Genomic DNA, 12228 nt, shown 5'->3' with positions numbered 1-12228 from the left:
TGGTGCACACCCCGCACCGGGACAAGGCCGCCGGCACCCGGCGCACGCTCGAGCTGGTCTCCGAGTCCGGGCTGCCGCCGGAACGGGTGCTGGTGGACCACCTGAACGAGCTGACCGTGCGGATGGTCGCCGACTCGGGGTGCTGGATGGGTTTCTCGATCTATCCGGACACCAAGATGGACGAGCAGCGGATGGTGGCCCTCCTGCGTGAGTACGGCCTGGAGAAGATGATCGTCAACTCGGCCGCGGACTGGGGCCGCAGCGACCCGCTGAAGACGGCCAAGACCGGCCGAGCGATGCTCGACGGCGGGTTCGGCGACAACGACGTGGACCGTGTGCTGTGGCGCAACCCGGTCGCCTTCTACGGGCAGAGCGGTCGCCTGCTCCTCGACGACGCGGGCGACGACAGTGCCGACCAGACAGCCACCTTCGAAGGCAACTCGGTGCTGCGTGGGCAGCGCCAGACCGGGCGAGAGGAGGGCTGAGCCATGCGGATGCGGCATCCCGACGGCACCGTCGTCCACCTCGCGTACTGCACCAACGTCCACCCCACGGAGGACCTCGAGGCGCTTCTGGAGCAGGTGTCCTCCTACGGCGGCGGGGTCCGGTCCCGGCTCGGCGTCGACCGGCTCGGGCTGGGCCTGTGGCTGCCGGCCCCAGTGGCCACACACCTTGCCGGCAACGACGCCGACCTGCAGCGGCTGCGCAGCGCGCTGGCCGGCAACGGGCTGGAGGTGGTCACGCTCAACGCCTTCCCGTACGCGGGCTTCCACGACCCCGAGGTGAAGAAGGCGGTCTACCGTCCGGACTGGTGCGAGCCGGCCCGGCTGGAGTACACGCTGAACTGTGCGGCCGTGCTGGCCCGCCTGCTGCCGGACGACGCGGAACGCGGCAGCATCTCGACGCTCCCGCTGGGCTGGCGCAGCCCGTGGTACGCCGATCGGCAGCGCCAAGCCGAAGACCACCTGGCCCGGCTGGCCGACGGGCTGGACAAGCTGGAGGCGGAGACCGGGCGGAGCGTCCGGGTCGGGCTGGAGCCGGAACCCGGCTGCATCGTGGAAACCACGACAGACGCCGCCGAGCGCCTCGCCGCGGTGGACACCGAGCGTATCGGCGTCTGCCTGGACACATGCCACCTCGCGGTGCAGTTCGAGGACCCCGCAGCGGCGTTGCGACGCCTGTCCGACGCCGGCCTGCCGGTGGTCAAGACCCAAGCCTCCGCGGCGCTGCATGCCGCCGCGCCGGCCGATCCCGCGCTCAGACGGGAACTGACGCGCTACGCCGAGGACCGGTTCCTGCACCAGACCCGCGAGCATGCCGGCGACCGGACCGTCGGGCGGGACGATCTGCCCGAGGCGCTGGAAGGCCGGCGCGCGTTGCGCGGCCGCGGCCCGTGGCGGGTCCATTTCCATGTGCCGCTGCACCAGCGTCCGGCCGAGCCGCTGGACGGCACCCACGACCACCTGGAACAGACACTGCGGCTGCTGTTCGGCGGACCGTCGGCGGTGACCGACCACATCGAGGTGGAGACCTACACCTGGTCCGTGCTGCCGCAGGGACGGCGACCGGAGGACGTCGCCGGCCTGGTGGACGGGCTGGCGGCCGAGCTGAGCTGGGCCGCCGAACGGCTGATCGGCATCGGTATGGAGGCGCTGTGAGGGACAAGCTGCTGGTCATCGACGTCGTCGGGCTGACCCCACGGCTGCTGGCGCACATGCCCCGGCTGAGCAAGCTCGCCGACGACGGGTTCTCCGCCGAGCTGGGCACGGTGCTACCGGCGGTCACCTGCTCGGCCCAGTCCACCTTCCTGACCGGGACCCTTCCCCGCGAGCACGGGATCGTCGGGAACGGCTGGTACTTCCGCGACCTGGGTGAGGTGCTGCTGTGGCGGCAACACAACCGGCTCGTGCAGGGCGAGAAGGTGTGGGAGACCATCCGGCGCACCCGCCCCGGCTACCGGGTGGCCAACGTGTGCTGGTGGTACGCGATGGGTTCCAGCACCGATACGACCGTCACGCCGCGGCCGGTCTACCACGCCGACGGCCGCAAGTCGCCGGACTGCTGGACCTGGCCATCCGCCCTGCACGACGTCCTCACCGACCGGCTCGGCACGTTCCCGCTGTTCCACTACTGGGGCCCCACCGCATCTATCGAGAGCTCCCGCTGGATCGTCGAGGCCACCCGGATGCTGCTGCCCGAACACGACCTCACCCTCGCCTACGTGCCTCATCTCGACTACGACCTGCAACGGTTCGGCCCGGACAGCCCGCAGGCGGTGGCCGCCGCCCGCGACGTGGACGCGGTGCTGACACCGCTGCTGGACGACGCCGACGACCAGGGTGTGACCGTCGTCGCGCTCAGCGAGTACGGCATCACCGCCGCGCACCGGCCGGTGGACGTCAACCGGGCGCTGCGCCGGGCCGGGCTGCTGCATGTGCATACCAACGCCAGCGGCGAACTGCTCGACCCATGGACATCGCGGGCGTTCGCGGTCGCCGACCATCAGATCGCGCACGTCTACGTGCGTGATCCAGCCGACCTGGACCAGGTGCGCGACCTCGTGACCGCGCTGCCCGGCGTGGCCGAGGTGCTCGACGCCGACGGCAAGGCCGCGCACGGACTCGACCATCCCCGCGCCGGAGAACTGGTCCTGGTGGCCGAGCCGGACGCCTGGTTCACCTACTACTACTGGCTCGACGACGCCCGGGCACCCGACTTCGCCCGCGCCGTCGACATCCACAAGAAGCCCGGATACGACCCGGCCGAGCTCTTCCTCAACCCGGCCGATCCCTGGGTGAAGCTGCGTGCGGCGGCCGGCCTGAGCCGTAAGAAGCTCGGCCTGCGCTATGCGATGAACGTCGTGCCGCTCCACCCCTCGCCTGTGCGCGGCAGCCACGGACGGTTGCCGGGCGATCCGGCGCACGGCCCGGTGCTGCTGTGCTCGAACCCCGGCGTCGCACGAGAACGCTTCGATGCCACCGATGTGCATGGGCTCGTCATGGAACTGGCCGGTGCGCCAGTGACTGCCCAGTGAACCGGTCGCGCGGGGGCAGCACCGTGGTGGATCCGGGCGGGCCTGCACCGGGCGAGACCGCCGGCCCGGATTCGCGCGCGTCGGCTGAACGGCTGTTGGACGACGTACGGCGGCTGATCGAGCCGGAGCTGCGGGCAATACTGGACCGGTTGCCGGAAAGCGTCCGGATCATCGCCGGCTACCACGCCGGCCTGTGGGACGCCGAAGGACACCACCGCACCCGTCCCGGGAAGGCGTTGCGGCCCGCGCTCGCACTCACTTGCGCCCGCGCCGCCGGCGACGGCCCGCGGACCTCGGAGGCGGTCACCACCGCGGCCGTGGCCGTGGAACTGCTGCACGACTTCTCACTGCTACACGACGACGTCATGGACGGCGACCACACCCGGCGCCACCGGCCCGCCGCATGGACCGTCTTCGGCACCGGCCGCGCGATCCTCACCGGTGACACGTTGCTCGGCGCCGCACTGCACACGGTCGCAGTCAGCGGCCCGCGCGCGGCGGAAGTCCTCGCCGAGGCCCTGCTCAGATTGTGCCGCGGGCAGGCCACCGACCTGGCCCTGCAGGCCGGAACCGAACAGGTCGATCTGCCCGGATGCCTGGCGATGGCGGAGGACAAGACCGGGGCGTTGCTCGGCTGCGCCTGCCAGCTCGGCGCGATGGCCGCCGGAGCCGCCCCGGACATCGCCACGTCTTATCGGGAGTTCGGCTGCCAGCTAGGCGTGGCGTTCCAGCTCACCGATGACCTGCTCGGCATCTGGGGCGACCCCGCATCCACCGGCAAGCCGGTCGGAGCGGACGTGACCAGCCGGAAGATGACCCTCCCGATCGTCGCCGCGCTGACCGCCGAGAACGAGGCGAGCGCCGAGCTGAGCGAGCACTACGCCGGTCGCTGCCGGGCGGCGACGGGGACCGGTCCTGCGGATGGCGTGCCTGCGGATGGCGTGCCTGCGGATGGCGTGCCTGCGGATGGCGTGCCTGCGGATGGTGAGCGTCCGGCGGACACGGAGGTGGCACGGGTGGCGGATCTCATCGAGCGGGCCGGCGGCCGGCGATGGGCACAGGTCGAGGCCGAGCGGCGCGCCACCCTGGCGCTCGGCGCGCTGGAACGAGCCGATCCGGATCCGGACGCCGCCGACGAGCTGCGGCTGCTGGTGGAACTGGCGCTTCGCAGAAACCACTGACCCGGGCGGGGCTAGAGGGCCCTGCCTTGGATGAAGCGAAAGGAAGGAGATCGCATGGCAGGACCGACGAAGACAACCAGGACGTTGGGGGTCAACACGTGGGTGTGGACCTCGCCCCTGACCGATGACCGTCTCGCTGATCTGGCACCACGGATCCGGGGTTGGGGCTTCGACGTGATCGAGCTTCCGGTCGAGAACGTCGACGACTGGGATCCCGACCGCACCGCGAAGTTGCTCGACTCGCTCGGCCTGACGGCCACCATCGTGCTGGCGATGGGAACGGGGCGTGAGCTGGTGGCGGCCGATCGAGCGACGGTCGCTGCCACTCGTGACTACCTGCGGCGGGTGGTGGACATGGCGGCCAGGGTCTCGTCGCCGGTTGTCGCCGGTCCGGCCTATGCGTCGGTAGGGCGAACGTGGCGGATGTCCGACACCGAGCGGCGTGGCTGTTACCTGCAGCTTCGCGACAGCCTTGCCCCGGTGGTCGAGCACGCGAAGAGCGCCGGCGTGACGGTGGCCGTCGAACCGCTCAACCGATACGAGACGAGCATGATCAATACCGTCGACCAGGTGCTGGAGGCGCTGGAAGGTCTGCCGACCGAAGCCTGCGGCGTCGCGCTGGATATCTACCACATGAACATCGAGGAGCAGGACATCCCGGCAGCCGTCCGGAAGGCCGCCGGGCGGATCGCGCACGTGCAGGTCTGTGCGAACGATCGTGGTGCTCCCGGCGCGGACCACCTCGACTGGCCGGGCTTCGTCGCGGCGCTCGATGCGGCGGGGTACCAGGGGCCACTGGTGATCGAATCCTTCACCGCAGAGAACGCGACGCTCGCGGCGGCGACCTCGATCTGGCGTCCGCTGGCGCACAGCCAGGATGCCATCGCCGTCGATGGGTTGTCCTTCCTCACCGGCCTTGTGCAGGGGGGAGGTGCCACCGACCAGCGACCATGATTCTCCGCAACGCACGATTGCTCGATGTTCTCAAGATTCCCACCCGAAACGAGCGACGGTGAGAGGACTATGCGACTACGTTATCGGTCCATCCTGTTCACGGTGGTGACGGCTTTCCTGGCTTCAACTCTGCCAGCGGTCACCCTCAGTTCTGCACAGGCAGACGAGCATGAGTACGACGTGCTGTTCTTCCACAAGACGACCGGATTCCGGCATGATTCGATATCGGCGGCGATCTCCGCTGTCGAGCAACTCGGGTCGGATAACGACTTCTCGGTGACCGAAACCCAGGACGCCTCGGTTTTCACCGACGAAGGTCTGGCCGAGTACGAGGCGATCGTGTTCTACACCGACGGTGAGAACACACTCGATACCGACCAGCGGAACGCATTCGAGCGGTATATCCAGCGCGACGGCGGTTTCGTCGGGCTGCATTCGTCGTCCAACATGGATAAGACGGACTGGCCCTGGTGGTCCGATCTGATGGGCGACGCATTCTTCCAGAGTCACCCCTCCGGGGCGGACCAGTTCCAGGAAGCCACCGTGCGGATCGAGGACCCGACACATCCGTCCACCGCCGAGCTGCCGGCCGAGTGGGTCCGCACCGACGAGTGGTACAACTTCACCGCCAACCCGCGGGAGAAGGTCCACGTCCTGGCCACCCTGGACGAGTCGACGTACAACCCGGGCGCGGACGCGATGGGTGAGGACCACCCGATCGCCTGGTGCTCCAACTTCGACGGCGGCCGCACCTGGTACACGGCGCTGGGACACAACCCTGAGCATTACGACGAGCCGCTGCTGCGCGAGCACATCCTGGGCGGCATCCAGTGGGCGGCCGGCGTCGCCGAGGGCGACTGCGGAGAACCGCGGGAAGGCCTCCCCACCGAGGCGTCGTTCGAGAAGGTCGCGCTGGACGACAACACCGCCAACCCGATGGAGCTGGCCGTCGCTCCCGATGGGCGGGTCTTCTACGTCGAGCTGGGCGGCACCGTCAAGATCTACGACCCGGAGACCGGAGCGGTGCACGAGGCGGCGGAGATACCGGTGCACCGGGGCAACGAGAACGGATTGCTCGGCATCGCACTGGACCCGGACTTCGAGAGCAACCAATGGATATACCTGTTCTACAGTGCGCCGTCACCTGAGGTGCAGCACGTCTCCAGGTTCACCCTGGACGGCGACAGCCTTGACATGGAGTCTGAAGAAGTCCTGCTGGAGATCCCGCACCAGCGGGAGGTGTGCTGCCATTCGGCCGGTTCGATGACGTTCGGCCCGGACGGCAACCTGTTCATCTCCACCGGCGACGACACCGCCCATTTCGCGTCTCAAGGTTTCGCGCCGATCGACGGACGCATCTACGACGAGTACCAGAGCGAGGACGCCAAGCGTTCCTACGACGCACGGCGTACCTCCGGCAACACGAACGACCTGCGCGGCAAGATCATCAGGATCACGCCCGAGGACGACGGCACGTACTCGATCCCGGAGGGAAACCTGTTCGAGCCGGGCACGGAGGGCGCCCGCTCCGAGATCTACACCATGGGCCATCGCAATCCGTTCCGGATCGCCGTCGACGACGAGACCGGCTGGGTCTATGCGGGCGAGGTCGGCCCCGATGCGGGCAGCGACAACCCCGATCGGGGCCCGCGCGGCTACGACGAGTGGAACCAGATCCGCGAGGCGGGCAACTACGGCTGGCCGTACTGCATCGCCGATAGCCAGGCGTACCGGGAGTGGGACTTCGCCACCAGCACGCCGGGCGAGTTCTTCGACTGTGAGAACGGGCCGCGCAACGACTCACCGTTCAACACAGGCCTGGATGTGGTGCCGCCCGCCCAGGACGCGTTCATCTGGTACCCGTACGGTGAGTCGCCGGAGTTCCCGGAGATCCCCACGGGTGGCGGCCGCTCCGCGTTCGCCGGTGACGTTTACCACTATGACGCGGATCTTCTGGGCGACGGGCAGTTCCCGGAGTACTACGACGACGCGGTCTTCGTCATGGAGTGGTCGCGGAACTGGATCGGTATGCTCCGGCTGGACGAGGCCGGCGACTACGACAGCTTCGAGCAGTTCATGCCGGACACGTTGTTCCGTAGCCCGCATGACATGGCGTTCGGGCCCGACGGTGCGATGTACCTGATCGAATGGGGCATCGACTTCAACTATGCCGGTGAGAACGTCAACCCGGACTCGGGCCTGTACAAGATCAACTACACCAAGGGCGCCCGTACTCCGGTCGCTCAGGCCGGCTCCGACCTGGATTCGGGCGCTACCCCACTGGAGGTGGCGTTCTCCAGCGACGGCAGCCACGACCCGGACGGCGACGAGCTCACGTACTCCTGGGACTTCGGCGACGGAACCACCTCGGACGAGCCGAACCCGACGCACACATTCACCGAGACCGGCGAATACATGGTGCGGTTGACGGTCAGCGACCCGTCCGGACGGTCCAGCAGCTCGAACCTGACAATCACCGCCGGGAACACCCGTCCTGATGTGACGATCGAGCTGCCGGCCGACGGGCAGGTGTTCGGCTGGGGAGACGAGATCCCGTACCAGGTCTCGGTCTCCGACGCGGAGGACGGCTCGGGCGACGATATCGACTGCGAACGGGTGACCGTCCAGCAGGGTCTCTTCCACGACGAGGGTGGCAACGCCCACGTCCATCCCGGCCAGATGCAGAGCGGGTGTGAAGGCGTGCTGGTCACGCAGTCCGACGCCGAGCACGGTGACGCCGCGGACATCGCCCTGACTGTCACCGCCAGTTACACCGATCTTGGCGGCGAGTCCGGGGCGCCGCAGCTGACCGGTGGTGTCACCCACTTCTTGCAGCAGCATCGGAAGGAGACGGAACACTTCAGCGACTCGTCCGACATCGGTGTCAGCGATGCCAACGACGCGGACACCGGCGGCGGCGACGCCATCACCGGACAGGGCGGCGCGTGGGCGTCGTACGAGCCCTACAACCTCGACGGCGTCGGCGAGATGACGCTGCGCGCGGCCGCGGCCACCGACGCCACGGTCGAGGTGCACCGGGACACGCCCGACGGTGAGCTGCTGGGCACCGCACAGATCGAAGGCCAGGTCGACGTCGGACGGAGCACCGGTCCGGAAGACTTCGGCAGCGCCGTGCGGCTCAATGGTGACAGCCCGCTGGAGTACGTGGAGATGCCGCAAGGCATCGTCAGCGAGGTGGAGGACTTCACGATCTCCACATGGGTGGACTGGGACGGCGGCCAGACGTGGACCCGGGTCTTCGACATCGGCTCGGACACGAGCAACTACATGTTCCTCACGCCCAGCGCCGGCGGGTCCAACAACCTCCGGTATGCGATCACGACCGGTTCCGGCGAACAGCAGATCGACGGCTCGCAGCCACTGCCGACCGACGGCTGGCACCATGTAGCCGTCACTCTGTCCGGTACCACCGGCACGCTGTATCTGGACGGGGAGCCGATCGGAACCAACACCAACATGACGCTGAGCCCGTCCGATCTGGGGGAGACCCCGCAGAACTGGATCGGCGAGTCGCAGTGGTCCGCGGATCCGCTGCTCAACGGCGCGGTCGACGACTTCAACATCTTCGACCGGGCCCTGACGCAGGACGAGATCCAGTCCCTGGTGGCCGAGCCGGGCGGCGGCGACGTCGGCGGCGGCAACCTCGCCTGGTACCAGTTCGACGAGGACGGCGGGCCGGTGGCCGTGGACTCCTCAGACCAAGGCAACGACGCGGCCATTGTGATCGGCGAGGACACCGCGGCCTGGCAGAACATCACGTTCGACCTGAGCCAGACCGAGGGCACGTTCCCGCTGCATCTGGTCTTCCCGGATGCTCCGGTGCGGGTCAACTGGATGGAGCTGACCGCCGGGGAGGTGTCCGCGTGCCCCGACTCCGATCGGCGGGAGACGGTGTTCGCCGGTGACGTCGACAGCGGTGTGCAGAACTACGACGTCGGAGACGGATGCACCGTCAACGACCGCATCCTGGATGACGAGGAGTGGGAGAACCACGGTGCGTTCATTCGGCACGTCCGTGAGGTGACCAACCAGCTCGCGGATGAGGGCGTCATCACCCGGCGCGAGGCAGGTGATATCAACCGCGCCGCGGCCCGCAGCGACGTCGCCCGCGGTAAGGCGGCCGGCTGATCCGGCTCGTCACATCGCAGTTCGGGTGGCCCGGGAGGAGACTCTCGGGCCACCGGTTCGACCCGGCTCGAGAGATGCGATATCGTTCTGACGACAACAGCACATGGTTGGAACGGAACTATCGCATCTGACCAGGCGTTTTGTAGAGGCGGCCCAGCGATGGGCAGCCAGCGGCGCGGGGTGGAGCAGTTCGGTAGCTCGCTGGGCTCATAACCCAGAGGTCGCAGGTTCAAATCCTGCCCCCGCTACTTATCTGGCCCGGTAATCCACGGATTGCCGGGCCAGAAGGTTGTGGGGATTCGAACAGGTCATCGTTGGGTGAGGCCCTGGTCAGCTGCGGGCCGGCAGTACGCAGAATTCGTTGCCCGAGCCGTCGGCGTAAACCCGCCACGGCAGCGTGCCCCACCCATGGTCGAGCTCACGCCCGCCACGCTGGGCGATGCCGCGGGCAGTCTGATCAGGGTCGTCGCCCCTCTCGAGCCGGACGTCGAGGTGCAGCCGGTTCTTCCCAGGGCCCTTGGGCCCCGGTTCGGGGCAGAGCTCAAGCAGCGGCCCGCACCGCGAGGGGTGGCGCAGGCTGACGGGAGCGGCCCCAGGCGCCGGCGTCCAGCCGGTAAGCCACCCCCAGAGTTCGCCGTCACGGCTCGGGTCGGCGGAGTCGAGCGGCAGCGCAGCGATCGGGCCGGTGTCGACGTACACCTCCCGGTGCTCCATCACGCAGAAGGGGTTGTCTTCCGCGTCGCCGAGCACCACCCACGGGACGTCGTGCTGGCCGATATCGAGGTGGCGGGCACCGAGGCCGAGCAGCCGGCCGACTGTGTCCTGCTGGTGGTCGCCGCCGCGCAAGTCGAGGTGGAACCGGAGCGGTTCGGACGGCGGCTCGGGCACACGCTGGAAACAGAGGTCGAGATCCGGTCCGCCCTGGTGGCGGAGCCGAGTCTCGAAGCCGTCCGGCTTGTCGGTTAGCGTCTCGGCGCCGACGGCCGCCTCCCAGAATCGGCCGAGCCGGGACGGATCGAGCGCGTCGAAGACGATGTTCTCCAGGTACATGCCTCCACCCTAGGCACCGCCACAGACAGAGCCCGGCGCCGGAGTGGTCGACGTCTGTGGCAGCCGAGGGGTCACCGTCGTCTCGGCCGCGGCGGAGAGCTCAGTCACGCTCGACGCTCACGCGACCAAGCACGCCTCGGCCGGCGTGACGACAAAGCGCCGAACGGGCCTGCCCCTTTCGACAAGGTGTGCCGTCTGCGCGCGGACCTGCTGGTTGATCAGGCAACGCAGTCCCGAGTCGTCTCTACTCCCGTTCGGAGAGGTCGGTGCTGACTCGGTCGAGCACCGGCCGGGCGGTCCGGTCGGCAAGTACGAGCGCGAGTGCTCCGAGCGATGAGGCTTTCTCGTTGGGCGTAGATCCGCGCGATCGCGCCGATGATCATCGAGGTGAGGGCAACCAGGGCAGCGATCGGGAGTACTAGAATGCTCACGACCATGCCTTCTCGTATCAGCCAGACGACGGGTAGGTCGTCAGAGATGCGTAGTTCCGGGCCCCAGAGACCAGCGTCGATCAGCGCGGTGCGAACGCGATCCCTCTCCTGAGCGTCGGGCGCGACCACGGTATTCGTGCCCCAGTCGTCCTAATCCAGCCACGACGGCGGCGATGCGGTCGCGACCGCGAGTACGCCGGATGGGAGTGACCCTGCTGCCGGTGCGAGCACTGGCCGTCATCCCCGCGGACCCTTATGCGTCCTGCTTGAACTGGATGATCTGGAGGTAGTTCCCGTCAGGGTCTGTGAAGGTTCCGAAGCGGCCGGAGGGGCGATCGGCGACGGGGGTGAGCCAGTCCACGCCGGCCGCCTTTAGTTGCGCCTCGACGGCGTCGAAGTCGGCGACGTGGAAGTTGAGGATCATCCGGCTGGGCTCGTTGTTCATCACATCGACGTCGTCACGCTGTTCAATGACCAGCAGGAAGCCGCCGAGATCGATCGGGCCTTCACCCTCATGGCCCGGTGCAAGCGCCCTGCGGTACCAGTCCCGCAGTTCTGTAGGTTTGGTGGTGCCAAGAAGGATGCTGCCGGGTTTCGGTGTGATCATTTCAGATCTCCTTGTCGTTGTATGCGAATGGCGCGCCTGTGGGGTTCACTGGTAGCGACTGGTCTACTCGTTGTGCGTGCCGCTGCGGGTCCGCACGATGTCCTCTTCGGCTTTAGGGATCGTGGTCTCGAAGTCGAGCAGCTTAGCCCACGTCGGCGTGATCGTGATCACCGCCATCTGGTCGTAAAGAGCGCGCACGCCGGCTTTCCAATCGGGCCACTGGTCGTCCGACATGCGCCTCTTCGATGCCCAGAGGAAGACGTCAGGCACGCCGTCGACGACCTCGACCTGCGCTGTGCCGCGGAGCAACAGCACCTTCGGCGGGAAGTCCTCGCTGTCGATGGTGAGAGCGACCCTGGGGTTGGTCTTTAGCGCCTTGGTCTTCGCCGAGCGCACGGCGCTGGCGACCGTGACGTGGGTTCCGTCCCAGTGGTACCCCACCGGCACGACCCGCGGGTCGCCATCGAGACTGGTGTAGGCGAGCCGGGCGGGGATGGGCGAGGCCAGCAACTCCCGCGAGTACGGCCTGTTCATGACCTCTGCAATGTCCTGGGTGCTCAGGCTGACGGTCATCGTGTGTGCCTCCCTCTTCGCAATGTGACTTGCATCGTGCAAGTCACATTAGCGGAGTCGCTTTCATGATGCAAGCTCCCACGGTAGGCTTGGCTGCATGTTGGGGAAGACCTACGACTCACAGGTATGTTCGATCGCACGGGCCCTGGAGGTGATCGGCGAACGCTGGAGCCTTCTGATCGTTCGCGACGCCCTGTTCGCGGGTGCAACCCGCTACAGCGACTTTCAGCGCAGCCTGGGCGTCGCGAC

At 68.0% G+C, this 12228-nt stretch carries 9 protein-coding genes, 1 tRNA gene and 1 pseudogene; 8 read left to right on the top strand and 3 right to left on the bottom strand.

All coding sequences use genetic code 11. The features are described 5' to 3' along the window. From ELR45_RS38245 to ELR45_RS17695, 7 genes and pseudogenes are all read left to right on the top strand, one after another. Positions 1-485, top strand: a pseudogene (locus tag ELR45_RS38245) (TatD family hydrolase); the annotation flags it as partial. A 3-nt stretch (positions 486-488) separates the two neighbouring features. Then, entirely contained in the window at positions 489-1658 is a 1170-nt protein-coding gene (eboE, locus tag ELR45_RS17720; protein WP_129667555.1) for a metabolite traffic protein EboE, read from the top strand. After that, a complete protein-coding gene (locus ELR45_RS17715; RefSeq protein WP_129667554.1) occupies positions 1655-3034 on the top strand; it encodes an alkaline phosphatase family protein in 1380 nt (459 codons plus the stop codon). The genes eboE and ELR45_RS17715 overlap by 4 nt, the downstream gene beginning before the upstream one ends. Next, positions 3031-4215, top strand: a complete 1185-nt coding sequence (locus ELR45_RS17710; protein ID WP_205856792.1) for a polyprenyl synthetase family protein — start codon at positions 3031-3033, stop codon at positions 4213-4215. The genes ELR45_RS17715 and ELR45_RS17710 overlap by 4 nt, the downstream gene beginning before the upstream one ends. A gap of 54 nt (positions 4216-4269) precedes the next feature. Further along, entirely contained in the window at positions 4270-5169 is a 900-nt protein-coding gene (locus ELR45_RS17705) for a sugar phosphate isomerase/epimerase family protein (RefSeq protein ID WP_129667553.1), read from the top strand. 69 nt (positions 5170-5238) lie between these two features. Beyond that, a complete protein-coding gene (locus ELR45_RS17700) occupies positions 5239-9318 on the top strand; it encodes a ThuA domain-containing protein (protein WP_165367871.1) in 4080 nt (1359 codons plus the stop codon). Between the two features lie 174 nt (positions 9319-9492). Beyond that, a tRNA-Met gene (locus ELR45_RS17695) sits at positions 9493-9566 on the top strand. 82 nt (positions 9567-9648) lie between these two features. Here the strand turns inward: ELR45_RS17695 and ELR45_RS17690 are convergent. The 3 genes from ELR45_RS17690 to ELR45_RS17680 form a co-directional block, all read right to left on the bottom strand. Continuing rightward, positions 9649-10368: a VOC family protein gene (locus ELR45_RS17690; RefSeq protein ID WP_129667551.1), complete on the bottom strand. Its 720-nt coding sequence runs from the start codon at positions 10366-10368 to the stop codon at positions 9649-9651. Between the two features lie 684 nt (positions 10369-11052). Beyond that, complete coding sequence (locus ELR45_RS17685; protein WP_129667550.1) at positions 11053-11406, bottom strand: VOC family protein; 354 nt, start codon at positions 11404-11406, stop codon at positions 11053-11055. Positions 11407-11469: 63 nt separating this feature from the next. Next, the gene (locus ELR45_RS17680; protein WP_205856791.1) at positions 11470-11979 is read right to left on the bottom strand and encodes a pyridoxamine 5'-phosphate oxidase family protein; all 510 of its coding nucleotides are present in this window, start codon (positions 11977-11979) and stop codon (positions 11470-11472) included. 97 nt (positions 11980-12076) lie between these two features. Here ELR45_RS17680 and ELR45_RS42790 point away from each other — a divergent pair. Further along, positions 12077-12228, top strand: a 152-nt coding sequence (locus tag ELR45_RS42790) for a winged helix-turn-helix transcriptional regulator (protein WP_420813903.1), incomplete at its 3' end; no start/stop codon positions are given.

This window comes from Phytoactinopolyspora endophytica (genome assembly GCF_004138495.1).
Lineage (GTDB): Bacteria > Actinomycetota > Actinomycetes > Jiangellales > Jiangellaceae > Phytoactinopolyspora > Phytoactinopolyspora endophytica.
This window is presented reverse-complemented; position numbering and strand designations above follow the sequence as displayed.

What these genes read in the sequence shown, in the direction of transcription:
- ELR45_RS17690 (WP_129667551.1), bottom strand. Translation starts at nt 10,368, where the DNA reads ATGTACCTGGAGAACATCGTCTTCGACGCGCTCGATCCGTCCCGGCTC.
- ELR45_RS17685 (WP_129667550.1), bottom strand. Translation starts at nt 11,406, where the DNA reads ATGATCACACCGAAACCCGGCAGCATCCTTCTTGGCACCACCAAACCT.
- ELR45_RS17680 (WP_205856791.1), bottom strand. Translation starts at nt 11,979, where the DNA reads ATGACCGTCAGCCTGAGCACCCAGGACATTGCAGAGGTCATGAACAGG.
- ELR45_RS17705 (WP_129667553.1), top strand. Translation starts at nt 4,270, where the DNA reads ATGGCAGGACCGACGAAGACAACCAGGACGTTGGGGGTCAACACGTGG.
- ELR45_RS17700 (WP_165367871.1), top strand. Translation starts at nt 5,239, where the DNA reads ATGCGACTACGTTATCGGTCCATCCTGTTCACGGTGGTGACGGCTTTC.
- eboE (WP_129667555.1), top strand. Translation starts at nt 489, where the DNA reads ATGCGGATGCGGCATCCCGACGGCACCGTCGTCCACCTCGCGTACTGC.